Annotated in this window: 18 protein-coding genes; 4 read left to right on the forward strand and 14 right to left on the reverse strand. The window is 57.9% G+C overall.

Translation table 11 applies throughout. From position 1 onward, the window contains the following. Positions 1 to 24: 24 nt before the first annotated feature. Together ABLX76_RS00215 and ABLX76_RS00220 are read right to left on the reverse strand one after the other, a co-directional pair. Entirely contained in the window at positions 25 to 936 is a 912-nt protein-coding gene (locus ABLX76_RS00215; RefSeq protein WP_348873689.1) for an NmrA/HSCARG family protein, read from the reverse strand. Beyond that, positions 936 to 1,799 carry an MBL fold metallo-hydrolase gene (locus tag ABLX76_RS00220; protein ID WP_348873691.1) on the reverse strand — a complete coding sequence of 288 codons (864 nt, stop codon included), beginning with the start codon at positions 1,797 to 1,799 and terminating at the stop codon, positions 936 to 938. Before ABLX76_RS00220 ends, ABLX76_RS00215 begins: the two co-directional genes overlap by 1 nt. 87 nt (positions 1,800 to 1,886) lie before the next feature. On the opposite strand from ABLX76_RS00220, the gene ABLX76_RS00225 reads away from it, so the two are divergent. Further along, positions 1,887 to 2,810, forward strand: coding sequence for a LysR family transcriptional regulator (locus tag ABLX76_RS00225; RefSeq protein WP_243805614.1), 924 nt, complete (start codon positions 1,887 to 1,889; stop codon positions 2,808 to 2,810). A gap of 19 nt (positions 2,811 to 2,829) precedes the next feature. On the opposite strand, the gene ABLX76_RS00230 is transcribed toward ABLX76_RS00225, so the two are convergent. Continuing rightward, positions 2,830 to 3,735, reverse strand: a complete 906-nt coding sequence (locus ABLX76_RS00230; protein WP_065882180.1) for a LysR family transcriptional regulator — start codon at positions 3,733 to 3,735, stop codon at positions 2,830 to 2,832. Positions 3,736 to 3,873: 138 nt separating this feature from the next. Here ABLX76_RS00230 and ABLX76_RS00235 point away from each other — a divergent pair, with 138 nt between their 5' ends. Beyond that, positions 3,874 to 4,803: an aromatic alcohol reductase gene (locus ABLX76_RS00235; RefSeq protein WP_241515679.1), complete on the forward strand. Its 930-nt coding sequence runs from the start codon at positions 3,874 to 3,876 to the stop codon at positions 4,801 to 4,803. A gap of 25 nt (positions 4,804 to 4,828) precedes the next feature. After that, positions 4,829 to 5,035, forward strand: a complete 207-nt coding sequence (locus ABLX76_RS00240; protein ID WP_032452602.1) for a DUF1471 domain-containing protein — start codon at positions 4,829 to 4,831, stop codon at positions 5,033 to 5,035. 50 nt (positions 5,036 to 5,085) lie between these two features. Here the strand turns inward: ABLX76_RS00240 and ABLX76_RS00245 are convergent, their stop codons facing one another. Next, positions 5,086 to 5,964: an AraC family transcriptional regulator gene (locus ABLX76_RS00245; protein ID WP_064154719.1), complete on the reverse strand. Its 879-nt coding sequence runs from the start codon at positions 5,962 to 5,964 to the stop codon at positions 5,086 to 5,088. A gap of 158 nt (positions 5,965 to 6,122) precedes the next feature. Here ABLX76_RS00245 and ABLX76_RS00250 point away from each other — a divergent pair, with 158 nt between their 5' ends. Continuing rightward, complete coding sequence (locus tag ABLX76_RS00250; RefSeq protein ID WP_032452600.1) at positions 6,123 to 6,878, forward strand: SDR family oxidoreductase; 756 nt, start codon at positions 6,123 to 6,125, stop codon at positions 6,876 to 6,878. Positions 6,879 to 6,882: 4 nt separating this feature from the next. On the opposite strand, the gene ABLX76_RS00255 is transcribed toward ABLX76_RS00250, so the two are convergent. The 10 genes from ABLX76_RS00255 to ABLX76_RS00300 all read right to left on the reverse strand — a co-directional run bounded on the left by ABLX76_RS00255 (position 6,883) and on the right by ABLX76_RS00300 (position 20,288). Then, entirely contained in the window at positions 6,883 to 7,377 is a 495-nt protein-coding gene (locus ABLX76_RS00255) for a hypothetical protein (protein WP_101977594.1), read from the reverse strand. 126 nt (positions 7,378 to 7,503) lie between these two features. After that, positions 7,504 to 8,046 (reverse strand): type VI secretion system lipoprotein TssJ, encoded by a 543-nt coding sequence (gene tssJ / locus ABLX76_RS00260; RefSeq protein ID WP_348873694.1) that lies wholly within the window; start codon positions 8,044 to 8,046, stop codon positions 7,504 to 7,506. Next, a complete protein-coding gene (gene tssG, locus ABLX76_RS00265; protein ID WP_348873696.1) occupies positions 8,024 to 9,109 on the reverse strand; it encodes a type VI secretion system baseplate subunit TssG in 1,086 nt (361 codons plus the stop codon). The genes tssJ and tssG overlap by 23 nt, the downstream gene beginning before the upstream one ends. Continuing rightward, complete coding sequence (tssF, locus tag ABLX76_RS00270; RefSeq protein WP_332083643.1) at positions 9,073 to 10,827, reverse strand: type VI secretion system baseplate subunit TssF; 1,755 nt, start codon at positions 10,825 to 10,827, stop codon at positions 9,073 to 9,075. The genes tssG and tssF overlap by 37 nt, the downstream gene beginning before the upstream one ends. A gap of 79 nt (positions 10,828 to 10,906) precedes the next feature. After that, positions 10,907 to 12,499: a type VI secretion system protein TssA gene (tssA, locus tag ABLX76_RS00275; protein ID WP_348873699.1), complete on the reverse strand. Its 1,593-nt coding sequence runs from the start codon at positions 12,497 to 12,499 to the stop codon at positions 10,907 to 10,909. After that, the gene (locus ABLX76_RS00280) at positions 12,496 to 15,945 is read right to left on the reverse strand and encodes an ImcF-related family protein (RefSeq protein ID WP_348873701.1); all 3,450 of its coding nucleotides are present in this window, start codon (positions 15,943 to 15,945) and stop codon (positions 12,496 to 12,498) included. Before ABLX76_RS00280 ends, tssA begins: the two co-directional genes overlap by 4 nt. After that, positions 15,932 to 17,068 (reverse strand): hypothetical protein, encoded by a 1,137-nt coding sequence (locus ABLX76_RS00285; protein ID WP_065882158.1) that lies wholly within the window; start codon positions 17,066 to 17,068, stop codon positions 15,932 to 15,934. Before ABLX76_RS00285 ends, ABLX76_RS00280 begins: the two co-directional genes overlap by 14 nt. Then, complete coding sequence (locus ABLX76_RS00290; RefSeq protein WP_348873703.1) at positions 17,065 to 17,322, reverse strand: PAAR domain-containing protein; 258 nt, start codon at positions 17,320 to 17,322, stop codon at positions 17,065 to 17,067. Before ABLX76_RS00290 ends, ABLX76_RS00285 begins: the two co-directional genes overlap by 4 nt. 42 nt (positions 17,323 to 17,364) lie before the next feature. Further along, positions 17,365 to 19,770 carry a DUF2235 domain-containing protein gene (locus ABLX76_RS00295; RefSeq protein WP_065882154.1) on the reverse strand — a complete coding sequence of 802 codons (2,406 nt, stop codon included), beginning with the start codon at positions 19,768 to 19,770 and terminating at the stop codon, positions 17,365 to 17,367. Then, positions 19,758 to 20,288 carry a DUF3304 domain-containing protein gene (locus ABLX76_RS00300; protein ID WP_065882152.1) on the reverse strand — a complete coding sequence of 177 codons (531 nt, stop codon included), beginning with the start codon at positions 20,286 to 20,288 and terminating at the stop codon, positions 19,758 to 19,760. The genes ABLX76_RS00295 and ABLX76_RS00300 overlap by 13 nt, the downstream gene beginning before the upstream one ends. Positions 20,289 to 20,361 lie beyond the last annotated feature (73 nt).

Genomic DNA, 20,361 nt, shown 5'->3' on the forward strand with positions numbered 1-20,361 from the left:
CCGGCGGAAAGGATATAGTCGTCTTTAACGATTAAACGCCCAGCGGATCCCGCTGGTCAGCGCCCGCTCGAAGGCGGGACGGCCGGGGCCCGCCAGCCAGCCGGCGAAGGTGTGCAGCTGCGGGTGCAGCTGGCGCAGGGCGTCGAGGTCGGCGTGCCCCGCCAGCCGCCCGTCGTCCACCAGCCCGGTCAGCTTGTGCAGAAAAGGGCTGGCGGCCAGCACCTCGTCGGAAAATCGCGAATAGGGGATCGGCCGTCCCGCCGCCGCGGAGAATAACGCCTCGAGCTGACGACCGGTCACGCTGTCGCTGGCGATATCGAACGTCTTGCCGGCAAACCGCGCCGGCGCGGCAAAAATCGCTGCGACAAGCTGGCCGATATCCTCCACCGCCAGCACCTGCATCCTCCCCTCCGGCAGCATAAAAAAGTGAAAATGACCTTCATCAAGGCCAAAACCGGGCATCACCAGCAGCTCCATAAAGGTGGCGGGCCGCACGATGGTCGCCGCCAGCGGCAGGCGGCGGATATGCCGCTCAATCGCCGCTTTGGTGTCATAATGCGCTACGCCGGTCGGCGTCTCCCCCGCCGCGCTGCCGGAGCTGTACACCAGATGCTTTACCCCGCACTCGACGGCAAGGTCGGCGATGGTTATCCCGTAGCGCACCTCCTGCTCATCGGTTACCGTCCCGCCCGGCGAGCTGGGCTGCACGCTGAAGACGCCGTCGACCCCGGCCATCGCTGCCCGCATTGCCGCCCGGTCTTCAAAGGCGCCCACGACCAGCTCCGCTCCCCGCGCCGCCAGCGCGACAGCCCCGGCGGAGAAAGGATCCCTGACCAGCGCCCGCACTCGCCAGCCGCGGTGCAGCAGCGCCCGCGCCACCGAGCCGCCCTGCTGGCCGGTGGCGCCAAAAACCAATACGATTTGGACATTATTCATCACCGTTCCCCCTCGTCAGCAGATCGTTGTCCGGCGTCTCGCCAGCGATACTCCCCTGGCCTGTCCTCCTCCAGCCAACCGCAGGAGGGTCCGGCGAAATGCCCGGTGAACCATTGGGCATGATGGCTTGCGCACCACGCCATCATCTCGCGTCGCGAGCGTTCCGCCTGCCGGGGATCGCCGCAGAACGCCGAGCTCCAGTGCGGATGGGTAAACTGGCGCGGGGAATGCAGAAGATCGCCTGAGAAACAGGCGTAGTCATCGCCAGAGGAGAGGATCAGCGCGGCATGGTCCGGACTGTGGCCGGGGGTAGGGATAAAGGCGATCCGTCCGCCGACCCGCGGCCTGGCCGCCACATCCACGGTCTCCAGCTGGCCAGCCTCGATCACCGGCAGCAGGCTGTCGAGCCACAGCGCCCGGTAGCGTTCGCTGTTCTTCACCCGCGTAAGCTCTTTTGCCGAACACAGGTAGCGCGCGTTGGGAAACAGCGGCGCCCAGCGATCGTCCCGCCAGACGGTATTCCACCCGACATGATCGGTGTGCAGGTGGGTCAGTAGCACAAGGGTCACCTCCTCCGGGTTCACTCCCGCGGCGCGGAGATTCTCCAGATAGGGCGTGTTAAGTTGATGATAGAGCGGATTGCCGCCGCGCTCTCGACCATTGCCGGTGGCGGTATCGATAACGATCAGATCGTGGGGGGTCTGTACCACCCAGCTGTGGATTGACAGCGCGATTGGCTGATTATCGGCGTCCGCCTCCGTTACAGGGAACGCCGCGGGATAGAGCGCCGCCGACTGCAGGCTAATCTCGCGCTCCGGCACTTTGAATATCAGGCTGTCGCCTGTCTGGTAAGTTTGCATCACTCCCTCCGCGCGCATTGCGCTGGTTGATTTACCGGGGTGATATTCACTATGCTGCCGGGATAACCCACATTCAAATTGATTATCATAATGAAGAAAATCATTGAAAATGATTTTAGTCGTATCGATCTGAATTTGTTGACGGTCTTAATGGTGCTGTACCGCGAAGCCAGCGTTACCCGCACCGCAGAGGCGCTGCATCTTGGCCAACCGGCCATCAGCGGGGCGCTGAAACGGCTGCGCGAGATGTTTGACGATCCGCTGTTCGTGCGCAGCGCCAGAGGCATGCTGCCGACCCCGCGGGCGCAAGCGCTGATGAGCGAGCTGCAGCCCCTGATGGAACACCTGCATTCGGCAATGTTTGGCGCCGGGGAGTTTTCCCCCGCCAGCGCGCAGCAGCTTTTCCGCGTCGGCCTCAGCGACTGGAGCGAACACTGGCTGATGCCCCAGCTGTTGCCCGGACTGATGCAGGAGGCGCCCGGGGTGTCGCTCCAGACACTCGCCGCCGACCCCTTCCAGGTACGCCAGCTGCTGGAGGCGGATCGCATTGATGTCGCGGTGTCCCTCAACAAGCAGAGCCGCGGGGAGATCGTCAGCGAACCAGTGATGAGCATGGGGGTGACCACCCTGTGGTCGCCGCAGCAGATCCCCTGCCGCGGGCCGTTGTCGGTGGGCGATTTCGTCGCCTGGGAACATGTGATGGTGGCCTATCGCGAAACCGGCCACGGGGAAATAGATCGCCAGCTCGCCAGTCAGGGACTCGCGCGGCGCGTGCGCTTCGCCACGCAGAATTTCTCCACCTTTCCCCTCCTGCTGACCACCCTGCCGCTCTTCGCCACCGTCCCCCAGGGGCTGGCGCAACGCTGGCAGGCGCAGTATGCGCTGCGCGCGGACGCCCCGCCGGTGGCCTACCCGGAATTTACCCTGTGTATACTGCGCCACAAACGCCGGGCGCAGGATCCGGCGCTGAACTGGCTGATAGCGAGGATAAAACAGGCCATGCGCGGCCAATAACCGGGCCGATGCCCCGTCATCAGGCCTCGCTGAGCGGGGGTTGCAGAACGCGCCTGCTCCAGTCGTAAAACGCGCGCACCGCCGGCGGCAGATAGCGGTTTTGCGGATAGACCAGCGACAGGGGAAGATCAGCCGCGGCCTGCTCCAGACAGGCGACCAGCGCGCCGCTCTGCAGCCAGGGTTGCGCCAGATAGCTGGCGACGCGGATCAGGCCCAGCCCCTGAACGCCGGCCTGGATATAGGCATCGGTATCGTCGACCACCAGCGTCTCCTGCATGCGGATCGCGCAGTCGCCGTCATCGAGGGAGAAAAGCCAGTCGATGGTCCGCCCGGTACGGTGGTTCAGGTATCCCACCGCCCGGTGCTGGTGCAAATCGTCGATGCTCTGCGGCCGGCCGTGAGCCGCTATCCAGGCCGGCGAGGCGAGGACCATCCAGCGGTAGCGGGCCAGAGGGCGCGCCACCAGGGTGGTGGAATCTTCGATTTGCCCGGTACGGATCACGCAGTCGAATCCCTCCTGGATGATATCTTCCACGTTGTCGCTTGAGCAGAGGATCAGCTCCAGGTCGGGATACTGCTGCAGAAACTCGCCGATCCTCGGCAAAACGCAGTGCCGGGCGAGAGATTGCGGCATCCCCACCTTGAACCGCCCGGCGGGCTGGGCCGAGCGGCCGGGAAAGGAGGCTTCCATCGCCGTCATTTCGGCCAGCAGCCGTTTACACTCCTCGTAATACCGACGCCCCTCCGCCGTCACGCTGAGCTTGCGGGTGGTGCGCTGAAGAAGCTGCGCCCCAAGCCAGGCTTCCAGCTCCTTCACTACCCGCGACACCGTTGAGCGCGGCTGCCCCAGCGCCTCCGCCGCCCGGGCGAAGCTGTGGGCATCCACAACCGCAACATACAACTGCATGGCATCCAGTCTGTCCATTTGGTGCTCCCCCGACGGTTATTATCCCATTATGACGAACAGTCTAACCCGAAACCCTGTTCTTATCGAATGATACCCTCCCCCCTACACTGAGCCTGTAGCCAGTGAATACAAGGCTTAACTGAGCAAGGAGTTAAAATGAAAACTGATGATATTAATCTTGAGGAAAAAGTATTAGTTCTGGGTGCGGGACAACTGGGGGCCGCCGTACTGGATGCGCTGGTGCCAGCGGTGATCCAGCGCCAGGGCGCGGTCTCGGTGATCGTCTCGCCGGCGGCCTGGGATGAAACCGGCCAGCTGCGTTCGGCAAGCCACCGGGCGCTGGCCGACGCCGGGGCCGCCTTTCTCGCCGTCGACATCGCCGGTAGTTCACTGGAGACCCTGACCTGGGCGTTTCGCGGGTACAGCACCGTGATTAACTGCATGGGCTTTGTCGCCGGTCCGGGGACGCAGCTGAAAATTACCCGCGCGGTGCTGGCCGCCGGAGTGCCTCGCTATTTTCCCTGGCAGTTTGGCGTCAATTACGATGTGGTCGGCAAAGGCAGCGGCCAGCCGGTCTGGGACGAGCAGTATGATGTCCGGACCCTGCTGCGCGCGCAGCAGGCCACGGAGTGGGTCATTATCTCCACCGGCATGTTTACCAGCTTTCTCTTCGAGCCAGACTTCGATGTGGTGAATTTATCCGCCCGAACCCTTCACGCCCTTGGCAGCTGGGACACCCAGGTGACCGTCACCTCGCCGGCGGATATTGGCCGCCTGACCACCGCGATTTATCTGCATCAGCCGCGGATCGTCAACGAGGTGACGTTTGTTGCCGGTGAAACGACCTCTTACCGGCAGCTGGCGGACACCGTGGAGCGCGTGACGCAGCAGACGTTCAGCAAAGCCGTTCACACCCTGCCCGCTCTGCTGGACCAGCTGCGGACAGACCCGGATAACGCCATGCTGCGCTATCGCGCCGCCTTCGCCCGGGGGGATGGCGTGTGGTGGCCGATGGGCGACACCTGGAATACCCGCCACCATCTGCCGACCCAGGACATTGCCGGCTGGCTGCAGGCCGCGCGCTGATTTTCTCTCACAGGACAGAATGACGATGAACAAGCTGATTCCACTGATCGTATTGAGTTGCCTGCTGCCGCTGGCGGTCAACGCCAGGACCCTCACCGCCACCGGCGATACCCTGGACCACGCGGAAAGCAAAATTCGCCAGCAGGCCGCCCGCGAGGGCGCAACCGCCTATCGGATCATTGAGGCGCGAATGGGTAACAAAGTGCACATCACGGCGACACTCGATAACTGAACCACCGCTATCCGGCTCAGGGAGGAGCCGCCGCCAGCCCGCGCGCCAGATCAGGCGCTCATTCTTTCCCGTCGACGGTCGCGGCCCGGCGGCGCGCCGTACAGGCGAGCGTATTCCCGGGTGAACTGCGACACGCTGATATAGCCCACTTCGCCGGCCGCCTGCGCAATGCTCATCCCTTCCGCCAGCATCAGGCGGCGGGCGTGGATCAGGCGCAACTGCTTCTGAAACTGCAGCGGCGACAAGGTGGTCATGGCGCGGAAATGACGGTGAAAGACCGAAACGCTCATCCCGGCGGCGTCGGCCAGCGCGTCGACGCTGACTGGCTGCATAAAATCCCGGCGCAGCACCGCCACCGCCCGGCGGATCCGCGCCGAATGGCTGTCTGCGACGCCCAGCGCCCGGATAGCCGCCCCGTGAACACTCTGCAATAGCCAGTAATGCAGCTCCCGCCGCAGCCCTTCGCCTAACACCGCCAGCGCCCCCGGTTGATCAAACAGTCTTGCCAGCCGGTAAGCGGCGTCCGTCACGTCGGCATTCATCGGTTCGATACCGACGCGGGGCGCCTCATCCGCCCCTGACGGCCCCACCTCCTGCAGCTCGCGCAGGATAGCCAGATCCAGCTCCAGCACCAGCGCGTAATAGGGAAAACGCTGACTGGCCTCGGTGATCTGGCTGGTGGTGGGGACATCCGCGGCGATCACCATCGCCTCCCCCGGACCATAGTCGAAACTTGCCAGGCCGGTGGTCACGCTTTTGCGCCCCTGCAGCAGCATGGCCACCAGCGGCCTGGCGATGGCCGCCTGCAGATCGCCGGGGTGCAGGGCCCGCACCAGAGTGATGCCGGGAACCGGGGTAACCGCCACCCCGCTGCTATCGACATGAGCATCGGCATACCGGCGGCAGAGAGCGAAGAGTTCGTCGCGCATAAGATCCTTTCAGGCAAGTTTTAAAGCCTCAGTATGCGCTATTTCCCACCAGAAGAGAGGGTATTGAGAGGAATGGGCAAAAAATAACAAGGATTGGGCAACCCGGTCTGGTAGGCACCCCCTATTGTAAGGACTCCACACACCAGAGAGGATCGAACATGACTAAGATTGCACTTATCACCGGCGCTAACCGCGGCCTTGGCCGTCAGACCGCACTGGATATCGCCCGCCAGGGTGGGGACGTCATCGTCACCTGCCGCGGCAATATTGAACAGGCGGAAGCGGTGGTGGCCGACATTCACGCTCTCGGCCGCAAGGCCATCGCCCTGCCGCTGGATATGGCGCAGACCGCCAGCTTTCCGGCCTTCGCCGACAGCCTGCGCGCTGCGCTGGGCAGCGTCTGGGGACGGGACACCTTCGACCATCTGATCAATAACGCGGGACACGGCGAATTTGCCCCGCTGGCCGAAACGCGCGAGGCGCAGTTCGACGGGCTGTTTAACGTCCACGTTAAGGGGGTGTTTTTCCTCGTTCAAACCCTGCTGCCGCTGCTGGCTGACGGCGGACGGATCGTTAACTTCTCCTCCGGACTGACCCGCGTCTCTTATCCCGGCTTCTCCGCCTACGCCGCGGCCAAAGCGGCTGTGGAGATGCTGAGCGTATACATGGCCCGCGAGCTGGGCGGGCGCGGCATCACCGTCAATACCGTCGCCCCCGGCGCTATCGCCACCGACTTTGGCGGCGGACTGGTGCGGGACGACGCGGGGGTTAACGCGCAGTTTGCCGCGATGACGGCGCTGGGACGGGTGGGCGTTCCCGAGGATATTGGGCCGATGATCGCCAGCCTGCTGCGCGACGATAACCGCTGGGTGACCGCCCAGCGGATCGAGGTATCGGGCGGACAAACCATCTGACCAGTCAGGCCAGGCTGTCGATCGCCATAAAAAAGCGGTCTTCGGTGAGAATCTGTCGCGCCTCCGGGGACTGGCGCGACTGACGGATCAACCAGCCGCCGTCCGGGGCCAGGCTCAGATAAAACACCTCCCGGGAGCCCGCCCCGCCAGGTGTCTCAAGGCTCAGGGTCACGACCCCCTTTTCCACGCCATCCCACAGCTGCTGCGGCACGATATTGACGCTGCGCTCGCCGTTTTGCAGGCGGAGAGTGGGGATATCGTAGCGGCAGATGCCGCTATTGAGGCTGTAGCCAAGGGTGCTCAGATCGTGGAGGTGGCGGGTCGAAACCACCACCTCGATGCCCGTTCCGTCAAACCACTGATTCACCTGCCCGGCGAGTGCCGCCATCTGCTGGCGAAACATGTTGATATCCGCGGCCGCCGCCCCATCGAAGGTGGTTGTCCGCGGCGGATTTTGCTGGTGCTGCAGTTTCTTAAAAAAACGCTCCCTCGCTGTCACGTTATCTCCCTGTGCTGTGATGAAACCGGTGAGGCGGGATGAGGATGGTTACCGCCAGTTCGCTGGTTAACGAAGATTACGGGCCAATCGCCACGATGGACCCGCCGCAGAAATTTGTTTTCGACGTTACTTCGCCGCTTCAGGCCTGAGCCCTAGCTGGTTAGTTTCGGCGGTAAAAATACGTGGCTTGTCAGGATCCAATTCCTCACGCGCCAGCACCTGCTTCCAGGTATTTCTTTCTGTATCCGGATGGCGGAACAGGCCGACAACCGCCACGAACTTCGCCTGCGTTTCCAGCGGCATATTGAGACTGGCGTCCCCTCCGGGGTTGATCACTACGTCGCGACTGGCGAGGAGATCGGCGGCGAGCAGAATATCCCCCTCCTCCAGCAGCTGCTGGTAAACCAGCCGGTCAAAGGTCCGGCGATCTTTAAGCTGATAGATGCGCACCACCACCGGTTCGGAGAGCGAGTGATTCTCTCTGGCATCGGTGTTGAGCGCTTCGCGCGCCGTAAAATCCAGATGCAGCGTATTAATTTGCTTATAAAAAACGGCGTTGAAGGCGGATTTTGTTCCCTCCGTGACGCGCTGGGTGAGCCCGCATCCGCTCAGGCAAAGCGCTAGCAGGGACAGCAGGCAGGCGGTTTTAATCAAACTTATACGTAACACGTCGGTTTCCTTGCGATGAGGTGGCAGGCTGCAGGCCGGTATAGGTGCCCAGTTCGGTGGTAAATGTCTGCGGGATATCATCCTGACTCTCACCCTCTCCAGCGCCCAGCACGCCGTTCATACCGAGCCAGAACGGTCCGTCCCCCAGCGGCGGGACAGCCAGCAGTCGGGTCGGCGCGGTCAGGGTGATTCTGGCCCGGAATCGCCAGCCCAGATACACCCGCAGCAGGATGAGAAAGTCCCGAAACAGCGGGCCATCAGGCTTCCAGCCCTGCGCCTCCTCGGGATTATCGGTGATAAGGGCGACGAGGAGCTGGCTACTGCTGTCCATCGCTTCGTCACCCAGCGGGGTATTTCCGTCCAGTAAGAAGTCGTCATCGCCGTAAAAGCCCAGCGGCTGGCTGACCGCCACCGGACGCAGGCAGTAAGGGCTCACCCTGACGGTGGTCTTCGGGGCCAGCAGCGTGATCAGCGCCTGGATCCCCTGCTGAGTTTTGCCCGGCTGACGCAGCACGCCAGTCAGCGCCAGAAAGCGCGACGCTGGCGAGGCGATATGCCGCGTCGTGCCGGGGATGCCCAGCCCCGCCAGACCCAGCAGCGACTGTGACAGGCGGTCGGTACCGCCGGGCTCAAAGGTGGCGGGCCAGCAGTATTTCCGCCAGATGCGGTAATACTGCGTGATAATTCGGTGGCTGAAGATATCCAGCACCCCCTGCAGCGCTTCATGCCCTTCCCTGCGCTGGGCGATATCATCGAGCCAGGCCGTCGGGAGCGGCGAATCGACACCGTACAAGCCCATAAAGGTGGTGCGAATGACCGGCGGCCCGCTGTCATTGACCTCATCGTATTCCACGGCTCTGAGTTCGCTGGCGGGGAACCCCATCCCCGGATGCGGATGAAAACGTACCGGATCGTCAGCCGGATGGCAAGTCGCCCCCATCAGCGGTTTATCGGGTTGCTGTCGCTCCAGAAGCTGACAAAAGCGGTAAAAATTGATCCGCGGCAGGTCGGCCTCCAGACGCGGCATCAGCCGGGAATGCGTCGGCTGTGCTTCTCTTCCCATTCCAGTCGTTCTCCGGTTGGTTGCAGAATGATAATCAGGCGGTTGAACAAGTAGATATCGGTGTAGAGCGCAAAGAAGCGGCTGAGCATCTCGCCAAACAGGCATATATCGCCTCGTCCGGCAAAGCCGTGGCTGTCGAGGGTGACTTCAATTTGCACGCCGCGCACCAGATGGCCCTGTGCAAAGCGCTCTGTTGCGCGGTGCTTCACCTCGAGGATGGCTTCCAGACGCCGACGATTCATCTCGCTGTCGGTCCATTCATACAGCGCCAGGGTGCCTCGCAGGACTTCAGCGTTGTCCATCAGGGAAAGAAAACTGCTGCCCAGATGGCTCAGCACCCGCCAGTGAAAACGATCCTGGGCAGGGGGATAGCACGGAAGCGTCGGCGCGCAGAGGTTACGAACCGCGACGCTGGCCGAGGTGGTTTTCATCACCGTATCGAGCACGGTGCTCTGCAGCGCACGACGCGGAAGCTGGCCGTTGGTTCCGGTGAGGGTGAGCGACAGGCTTTCATCTTCCGGTACGGTATGCTTGTCAAAGGCTTCCCCGCCGACGATAAGCCAGGTGTTATGCAACCCGGAGGGGCCACGGCGCACCCGGGTATGATAGTAATAATCAGGCGCGTCATGACGCATCATGCCGCCTTTGTGACGAAAGCTTGAGAACGGCGCGTAAGCCTGTTGGCTCGAGGAGATCACGGAATCGACGGTGTAAATTTCAGTGTGGCCGTCCTGCACGCGCAGTGGGCGCAGTAGGTATTCTGTCTGCAGGGAATTGATGGTCAGCGGATCAGACTCCAGCGGGAACAGGTTGATCGCCGGCACGCAGTGCAGGCGCAACTGCTTTTCGCTGAAGCGGAAGTCATGTTCCCAGCGTTCCGCCAGCACGACGTCGATCTCAAACCACGCCATCCCGGCCGGGAAAGCCACCGTCTCCAGCCCGCGCAGGTCGATGAACATGAACTTTTCGCGGAAGGTAAAATACTCCAGCAGCAGCTGGTAGCCGCGAAAACTGCGGCCATCTTCGGGCCAGAGGCCGTCATCCTCGCCAAACCCCAGCGCGCTGAAATACCCGTCCAGCGGCTTTCTGTCCTCCTCACCGGGTACGCGCAGCCACATCCTGGCCACCTTGAGGGTAAAAGCCTCGTGCATGGCGCAGGCCAGCGGCGCATCGGCGTTGCAGTAGAGCGGGATATGGCTGAGATCGATCCGGCGCCAGTCCGTCAGGCTGCTGCAGTTAAAGCGCAGCGTGATCACCGACCGGCCATCCGTATCGGTGGTCAGCTGAGCGCGCTCCAGGGACAACGGCTGCAGAGCGATCGCTTTGGTGGTGGTGTACCGACAGCGCGTGCCCTTTTCACCGATCGGCCGGGAAAGCACTTCAAAGCCTTTGGCCATCGTCATCGGCTCTTTCATTTCCTGCCAGTCGGGAGTGAATTCCACGACCGACAGGGAAGGAATGGTACGTAAATAATGTGGCCACAGCAGACTGACCACGCCTTCGGTGAGTTCGGGCAGGTCGTCATCAAGCTTCTGGCGCATGCGGCCCATCAGGAAGGCAAAACCTTCAAACAGACGCTCGACAAAGGGGTCGCGGGCGCCCGCTTTGTCAAGATTGAGCATTGCCGCCTGCTCAGGATGAGCGCGGGCAAACTCTTCACCCGCTTCCAGCAGGTAGCGCATTTCAGCGTCGTAATAACGCAGGGTTAAATCGTCCATAAGTCACCAGAAGAAGTAATAGCTTTCAGATATGCAGAAGACAGCAGATGCAAGTAATGAGGTGCGGTTGACGCGTAAATTATGCGCACAGCACCGCAGCGCGAGCGGGATCCAGAGCGATAAGCCCGGCAAGCAAAGACTCCATCTCTGGCAGCAAGCGATTTTTTTCTGCCTCACTGCGCCCGGCCTTGCCTCTTAGTAGCCGGAGTCGGCGGGCTTTGATTTCAAAGATAAGCTCCGGCGTCCATTGTTCGAGCGTCATCTCCCGGGCACGGCTGTCGAGTTCCGCCAGCAGATGCAGCGCTATTTCATTTTTTCCGTACTGCTCGCTGACCCGCGCCATCAATAAGCGCATCAGCCACCGATTACGGCTGGTGGTATAGCCCGGTTGCGCCTGTAACCAGTTCAGCGCCGACTCAATACCTTCATCGTCCGCGCGGGCGAGCACTTCTGACTCCAGCGACAGCACCTCATCAGTGCTGGTCGCCGCCATCACCGGCTCACCTTGCCATCCGGCCATCTCATCCAGAACATGTTCGTTAAGCCAGTTGAGCGTCACTTCATCGGCGAATGGCGTACCATCGTTAAACGCCAGGGTTTCCAGCCCCGGTAGACGAGCCAGTAGCCCTTTCATATCCCGGCACAGGATATCGGCCCGTACAGTGTCAGCATCCAGTTTCAGCAGCGCCTGCCAGGCGTACCACTGCACGTCCAGCCACAGATGGTTGACGCCTTGCGCCAACAGCGTGTCCGTATGCTCCAGCAGTTCTGACCAGCTTTTCTGTAAATACAACCGCTTAAGATGGGCTTTACTCTCCGGTTTTGGAGGCAATAGCCGGGTCCGGCCGGAGGCATCCAGCGGCGGTATCTCCGTTAGGGTATCCCAACGCACACTCTTCATCAGATGATGACCTGCCAGCCATCCGCCGGGACACTCACGCAGATATTTCGCCAGCACTTTAACCTGGTCGAGCAAATCACGTCCTGACGTGACGGTATGCATTACCGGTGCGGTGTCTGCATGTTGGGGCAGCAGATCGTGTTCTTCGCGGCTGGTCTGCGGCACCAGGCTGCGGGCGCCGCCGCTTTGCACCAGTCGGTTCTCCAGTAGCTGATATAGCCCGGAAAGATCGGGGCGAGAGGCCTCAGCCAATACGGCAAAAGAGGTTTCCGTCAGCAATAACGCCCCGATAATGACCTGCATAGTGGTCATGTCGACTTCCGGATAAAGAGACAGACTGTCCGACATCCGGCGACTGCCAAGCCATTCCAGCGCCGATTTGCAGCTACGTTCACGTTGGGGATGGAGCATATCCCCAAACCGCTCAAGCATTGCCGCAAGCAGCGTAACGCCCTCGGCCAGACCGGTTTCGCCATCCTGCTGCAGACGCGCCCACACGTAAAAGGTGATCACGCGCAGATCCTTGCAGGTATGAGTCAGCAGTTTTTCTGCCAGCTGGCAAATCAGTTCGGTATCGACGCCGGAGATCTTATTGACCTCCTCGCGGATACGCTGAAAATCATCGTCATAGCCCGGATCGCTGCCGGTGGGCTGGCTATCACTGATTGGCGCAAGCCATGACTGCCAGTTTTCCTGGCGTGACCGGGCCTGCTGGCGCAGTACGCTTTCATCCAACTGACTGGCGGCAAGCAGATTTTGTAAAATACTCATTTTTCCATCTCATCCATGTCACTATTCCCTACCCCCGCCGTCAGGGCCTGTGCGCTCTCAGCCGCATCGACAGTGAAAATCTGATCCGGCAGGGTCAATCCGCGCAGCGCCAGAAGCACCAGCGGGCCGCTCCCAAGCTGGGAGCGCAGTACCCACTGCAGGGTGCGGCCATCCGGAGCGGTGAAGCTCATCATCCACTGGCTGCGTTCGAGCTGCTGGCGTTTACCCTGCTCCAGCCAGCGAATAAAACCCCAGGTTCCGCTGTAGTCACCAAACAGACGCGTGCCCGCATTGACGGTGGTCCAGGTCAGCAGAGCGCCGGGTTTATACGTTTCCCCCGGCCAGCGGAAAGTCTGCCAGTCGGCCATCTGATTGAAATAGCGCAGCTTTTGGCCGTCTATCGTCAGCTGTGTCTCCACGACCTGTGCAACAGGCCTGGCCTGCAATTCGAAGCTGATGCCCTGGCTGCCATCGGTGAAAAGAATGTCGGACAGCTGGCTTAGCTGGTTGATGGCGCGCAGAAAGGCTGGATTAAAGACCAGGCCGTGGCTGTTGACCTTATCCGGCACCCACTGACTGCCTTCTTTATGCAGGACACCGTTCAGCTCCGTCGTAAGAAAACGTTCGATTCGCCCGCTGTCTTTGCGCACAAACTCCGCCAGCATCGGCAGAGAGGCGTCGCTTTTGCTGGCGGCAAACGGAAAGCGGCCGTCAAAGGCAGTGTGCCAGTTGGCGACTACCGTTCGGCGCCATTTATCATTCAGACTGGCCGCCGACGGCAGAAGCACGGTTTCCCAGGCCTGAGTCAGCGGCTGCACAAACAGAGTGTTACCGAAGCCACTCCACTCTTCGCCAAGGCTTGCCGAAATCAGACTGCCATATTGTTGCGTGTCGGTCAGGTCGACGCTTTTCCCCTGGAAGACGGTCTGCGCCAGGGTCTGCATCATCTCCTGCGGATCGGAGGCATTCGCAACCTGCTGCAGACGCAGCCGCACGCGGGTGATACGGGTCAGATAGGTTTGCAGGCTCAGGGTACTGTCGGCCGACATGACGTTGCTGCCCGTGTTTTTCCCCATTAGCTGGAGGAGTGGGCCGAACGTGTCATCAAGAGGCCCCTGCGGCCCGGCTGCCGACTGGTCGATGACCGGCTTGTCTTTTCCGCCCACCAGATCTTTGGCCGATTTAATAAGGCTGTCCGACAGCCCCTCCCTTTGTTGCCCCGCCTGCCCCTGCCAGGCAAGGGTATTCATCAGGGCAATCAGCGGCGACTGGCGGACATCGCTTATCAGCGTGAGCTGGTCGGTAACATCGGCGATATTGGTCGCCGGATTAAGTCGTAGACTGTTGAGAAAATTCAGCCAGCTGCCGGCGAAATCGGTGAAGTAGCGTCGGGTCAGACGCGCTTTCAGCGCCTCAGGCGACAGGTCTGTCGACACCGTTTTGCGCGAATCGCTCAGCACCCAGTCGATTTCCTCCCGGCGCGAGCTGGCTGCCTTATCAATGGCCTGCTGAATGCCGCCTTCCCATGCCTGGCGGGTAAACATCCCCGGGACCACTTCATCGGTGGTAAACAGGCGGCGCGCATCGGTGCCACTGGTCATGTCTTCCAGCGATACATCGGCAAAATTACGACGCACGGATTTGAGCATGTTCTCATATAAGGTGCTTTCGGCATTGCGGCGACCTATCTGCTGCAACAGAACCTGACGGCTCTGACTGACACGTTGCGCATCCGGGATGATCTTCCACTCTGGCCGCTCGGGCAGCAGGGAGAGATAAAAGGCCCACAGATCTGGCGCCAGACTTTGCCACAGTCCGGTCGAGATCCCCTTTCGCGTTGGCTGGACCGTTTTCATGGTCTGCGCGAAAAAGGCGCCATCGGCTTTATCCGGACGAGCCATCATCAGCCAGGCTTTCAGCTGGTCATAGCCCGGTTTCGCCAGCAGGGCTCGCTGTTCGCTATTGGGTGCGGAGTTGACCAGCGCGCTGAGCGCCTGCCGCAGCGCGACATTGGCCGGGTCACGTATCAGGCGGTTGTTTGCCACGCCGTACCAGGGCAGGACGGCGTCTAATAATTGCTGATGATGGTCCAGACCAAAGCGCCGATACCAGGGCGCTCCCTTCTGCCCATCGTGCACGAGACGGCCGGCCTCATTGCGCAGGGCATGGAGGGCCGTCAGTTGATAGTCAGAAACAGAGGGGTGGGTCAGCAGGTCACGGGCTTTTCCCGCTACCGAAACAATCTGGCTGTAATTAAGGGTAAAGGAGAGCAGCAGTCCCGCCGCCCACAGGCCGAGGATGGCCATCAAACCGCACGCCAGGCCCCGCTCCCACGCCATTCCCACGTGATGCCCGCGTAAACGGCGGCAGTCATCGACGATTCCCTGCCAGGTGGCGGGCAGCGTCAGGAGATGAGGCTGGCCCGCAGGCGAGGCATCAGCCTCCTGATAAGGATCCTTGGCGCGAGGCTCTGGCAGGCTAAACATTAGGCCACGCAGCGCAAACCTCTGCCGCGAAGCGGTCAGCCACGGCGCCAGCTGCCAGCGCCATTGCGCGATCCCCCCGTCGAGAAACTGCTGCCCCAGACGCAGCAGGAAGTCGTGGCGGGTCTCCTCCGCGATCTGGCGCATCCCCTGCTCCCGCAGCGTGGGCAGCATCTGCGCAAGCTGACGGGCGACATCGTCCTCGGTAGCGCGTAACGGGAAGCTAACCCCTACCGCCTGCACCGCGCGGTCAGCCTGCGACCACTCACTGCCGCACAGTTTCCACAGCCAAACCGGGGCGGCATAGCCCAGTAGTTCGCTAATTTTTTCCAGCCCGCGCAGGTCGTTTTCGCTTATCTGCGGCGTCAGGGTGAGAGACGATGGCATCACCCGCACAATCCCGTCCAGAGGACGGCCGCGGCGCAGCTTGCGCAGCGCGATGTATTTTTCTCGGTCAGGCTCCGATGCAAGGCTGCCGCCGTAAATCAGTACGGTGCGGTTGCCTTCAAGCCAGTGCTGCCGTTGTAGGCCGGGAACCAGTTGTTCTATTGCCTCATCGTCGCCGGTGACTAAAAGCAGGCGGACTTTGCGGCGCCAGAAGAGGTGGTAGCATTTGCGCAGCACGGTGCCAATGTCTCTGGCGAGCGTCAGGCGCCTTTCCCTGGCCTTCTTTTTGGCTTCATTTTTCTGAGATATTGAGGTCGTTCGTTTGACCCGACTGATGATCCAAAAATGAACGGCAAGGAAAGCCAGGGCGATCACACAGGCAAGTGTGACCCAGAGGAGGCTGCACACAAGCAGAACTGGAGAAATCACTGACCATTCCGTCGAACGCTCTCCGGCAATCAACCAGTATGCAAATCCCCCCAGCATGATCACCAGCGTTACTGCTACAGCAATAAGCAGTACAGTGATCCCGGCAGAAATTTCCTGAGTCTGGTTTTTGTCCTTATCTGTTTCCATGTGGTTTTACGATCCCAAGTGCTAAGGTATGAAGGGGGTCTGACGCTATCCAGCCGCAGGGCTTTGCTTCACTCTTAGCGGTAATTGCAGCGAGCGATATCACAACCAGCGCATCAAGATTTCCAGGATCGCCCCAGTAGTCATCCTGGATATTGTGGGTCACATTCCAGCCACAATCGGCGAGTTCAGGTTGCTCCGGATGTGAGAAGAGAATGCACCGTTCGGGCGACTCATTAAGTTCACTCTGTTTTTCGGCTCGCAAGGCGACGTGCCGCAGGGACTCACTATCAGAAGGCTCAAAAAATTCACCACGGGATAATGTGACTTCCCCCTGGTTTCCAGCCAGCCACAGTACTGCGCATTCACCAGCAGGACGAGTAGAGTCAGAAGAAGGAGATAAAGACTGGCACCCGGCAATCAAAAAATTAGCCTGCTGTTTATTGTTCGCAAGAACATTAGCCAGTAAGGATAATGTTTTCTCCCCTTGCCATAACTCCGGTAATTCAGGAGGTTTAATTCCCGGAAAACTCTCAATGAGCTGTGCCACAAAGGCTTGCCAGGCTTCAGGGCTCCCCTGCCAGAAATATTTCGCCGGAGAAACGAATAATTCCTTACCTCGCTGCCTTTTCCATTGCAATACAAGCATTTGAGCCAGTTGTTTTTCACGTTCAATAAGAGCAGAAGAGAAACTTCTGGCAATACGTAACGATTTCCCCAAGGATTCCTGCCTGACTAATGGAGCCTGATGCTCTCGCTTAATCATACGCAGCCAGTCAGAAAGCTCAGCGCCTGCCGGACCAATCAGGACAATATCTTTCAGGGCAAACTGACGCCGATGGATTTCCCACCAATGCCTGCGCTCATTTTCTGTTTCGCGCTCCCAGGTATGTGAATGATGAACTGAAAGGCGAAAAAAGATCGTGCGTACAAACCAGACAACACCGCCGAGTAATACCATTCCAACCATGCAGATAAGAATGATACTGGTATTGGCACCGGATTTTCTTGCCATTGCCGCGATGATACCAGAGAGCAAAACCAGAGCGGCACCTCCCCCAAACCAGCGCTTTGCAATCGGCGGTTTCGCAAGACGATAGCGAGGAAATGTAGGAATAGCTCTCACTGCGCAACCCTGCAATCGGGGTTGGAACTCACCAGCGTGCAACCACATGCGCAGCGATGACCATGTAATGCTACTGGTTGACCGTCAACTTTTGTCAGATATCTACCTTCGACAATCGTTGTCATCCCATGCTTATTACATTTCACCGCATCACCTTTCACAGCAATACCTTTACCAAAATAAAGATAGTGACCGCCAATAACTGAACCACCATACTCTTTTAGCGAATCACCCTGCCTAATAATATGTTTCATTAACTTTCCTTAATTAAATTAAACAGAAGGAATAACGAACCATCACCATATTTTAAGAATATCAGCCTTGGTTTCGGCGAGTTTCGCAGCATCCAGGGCTTTACGTGTCTGGCTACCCAATGGCGCAATTCCATTTGTCATTGCAGGTTGAATAATAGATTCTGCATTAATAATTTCAGGCGCACTTGCCGAAGTAGGGGTGATAGAAATCACTTGTTTAATACCAGATGTAATTTCATTCGAAATATTACTGTTGATAGTCGTATTGTCAAAAGTGAGACTGGCTCCTTTTATCGCTGATTTAAGTTGACCTTCAACAAACCGGCCATATTTAGCGATCAATGAGACATTTTTACTCATCAACTCACCAAAAAAAATCATCCGATAAAGGAAGTAACTTCCCCAGGGTTCTCTGTCACCAAAGGTAGCGTGCATAAACCAGGCACGTGAGTCATGAACCTGATCGTCAAATAATGATCTGACCAGACTGTCTGGCGTTTGAGCGGGTTCTCCAGCAGATTGTTTAGGAAACAGTTTGTAAAATAAACTGTCACCTGAACTTTTGATGCGTTCATACTCAACAGAGAAATCATTCTCACTGAAGGCATACATCACATTAGATAATTGCTGAGACACCGTATATTTCCAGTTCCCCGTAACAGGGCGTGGCTTAGAATGATAATCGGCATTGAATTCTTCTGCCGCCTGTCTTAGCTGAACCTGAGCGATAGCTGGGTCAAAATTTTTTGGCCCTGGAGGTAATGGTATGAATTTTTTATTTTTGAACCTATTATCCACGATTGCTCTCAGGCGCGCATCATCCACCTCTTTTTGTTTCCGTTCTTGCTCAGCCTTAGATGCAGCCAGAGTGGCCGGGTCAGAGTCTTTATTTTGCCACTCGGCACCTGAAGATTTGTAAAATCCTTGAGATTTATAAGCGCCGTTTACATATCGCCCGATACGCCATGCCGTAATCCAGCCGAGTTGATTTTCTAGAGCTGTAATGACATTTGAACTTGCACGAATGGGGTTATATTGGAACGCATCAGTAGATGCTTCAGCATTATCTGAAGATAAATTAAGAGCAAGCTCTCGCCAAGCATTGAATCGTGAACTTAAATCAGGTGAAACTTCAAATTCAAGTAATTGATCTGCACCCAACATCCTCCATGTGTCTTTTCGTAAATCATTCGGTAATGATTCTCTTTTTACTTTCAAAGGCGCTCCTGCATTAAATGCAGAAATATACATATCATGCAAAACAATTTGCGATAATAAATTACCATCATCATCTCCAACAGCCTTTCCCTGATCTCCCGGAGGATACCCCCCACCAATATCGGAGTGCATTCCAGGATAAACCACTTCCGTAGCATAACTTGGGTAAGTTCCGTCGCTGCGGCAGATTGAATCCAGCGGGAAACAAAGTCTTTGTTCGTGGGATGAAACGAGGTGAGTGCATTTTTTGATCAGCCCATTATCCGGTAATTCCATGGTGTCATCAGCCCAGCCCATATGCCCTTCTGCGAATGGCGCGATATTTGCAATGCCAACGGATGCCACAGTGTCGAGCAGGCCAAGAAATTCAATACTTAAGGGGATTTTTACGTCACCCGACCTCAGACAAAGCTCAGGTTTACTTCCCTTTCTCCTGCCCCCCGGCAGCAACTCGGATAGCCAGTTCACAAATGTTCGCGCACTTGCTGCACCGCGGGAGAAACCATAGATATATAATTTAATGCCTAATAACTTCGGTTTTCCGGGTTCTGGCTGTATAACTGCCTGCTTCAGTTTAGGTGCAAGATCCGCGGCCTTTAAAAGTTCATTAAACACGGTATAACGCCTGTCTGGCCCGTCCGATCCCAGATATGATGTCATTCGGTTGACGGCGGCATAACACTCGGCATCAGAAATCTCGGTTAAACCCGATGTTCTTCTGAGTGCGTCAATAATCCGTAGCAGCCCCCAGTTGACGCGTTCTTCACCGTAGGTCGCAAAAGCCAGGCCTGGCGTACTATAATCAAGGTCATTAACTTCTGGAAAAGGTGTGCCAACCCCAGGGATATAATATTTATAATATTTGTTGCCTGACGTTCCTGCTAAATCAACCAACTCTTCAGTATGTCCCTGAACCCCACCAGCATAACCCTGACCGATAGTTGCACGAAACAAACGAGCAATATTTGTTGTATGCTTAGGACTGGCAATATACAGATCGTTATTTAAGTTATTTCCTGTACCATCAAAAAATAAACTGATATGCAGAGTTTTACAGCAAGGCGGCTCTACGATTTTACCCGCAGCGTGACAGAGCTCATTCCGGTATGCCAGCTCATGGCTGTCCTGCTGTTTACAGTTTCGCTTCGTTGCTGCTGTATCTGTTGGTAAACGCCCTTGTATTGGAAAGTGAGGTGGATACCATGTTAAGTCTGGGTTCATTTTGGACATACTTCAGGCTCCTCCATCTTAATCGGATCCTTAATCGGGTAGTTCGGATTGCCGTAATCGTAACAACTGGTTGCAACTTTTACCTTGTCGCACGGAAGGAAGTGTATTTTGATGCCACAGGTTTTTTGGCCGTTATAGTCAGGAACCGGTACTACTGCAATGTGTTCTTTATGACTTGCTTTTATTTTTTTTTTCCATTCAAGATACTCATCCCAATGATCGTATCCTGGAAAGCCATCTGTTGAAGCTTCTCCTGTTTCCCACTCAATTTTTACCGTCATTCCCGGTTCCCATTTTGGAGGCACACCAAAGTAACCAGCACCGCCTCCTCCCTGCCACGGGCCGATAATATCGACACCGGACTGCCCGTTGACACTAAAGTGGTTGATGGCCCAGTGGGTATGGTTGATAGCTTCAATGGTTCCGCCACCGCCGCTGACTGAATCAGATTCAGCAGGCTGATTACAGCCCGTTAACAGAAATATCTCTGCAACTAAAAAGAGAAAGGGAGATTTCATTTAACATTCCTTTGCTTAGGGGATAATGAGAGATTACAGGTTCCTATCCCAGCCATGTGTCAAAAGGAGCTAA

The organism is Klebsiella sp. JB_Kp004 (assembly GCF_040065795.1).
Taxonomy (GTDB): Bacteria; Pseudomonadota; Gammaproteobacteria; order Enterobacterales; family Enterobacteriaceae; genus Klebsiella; species Klebsiella quasipneumoniae.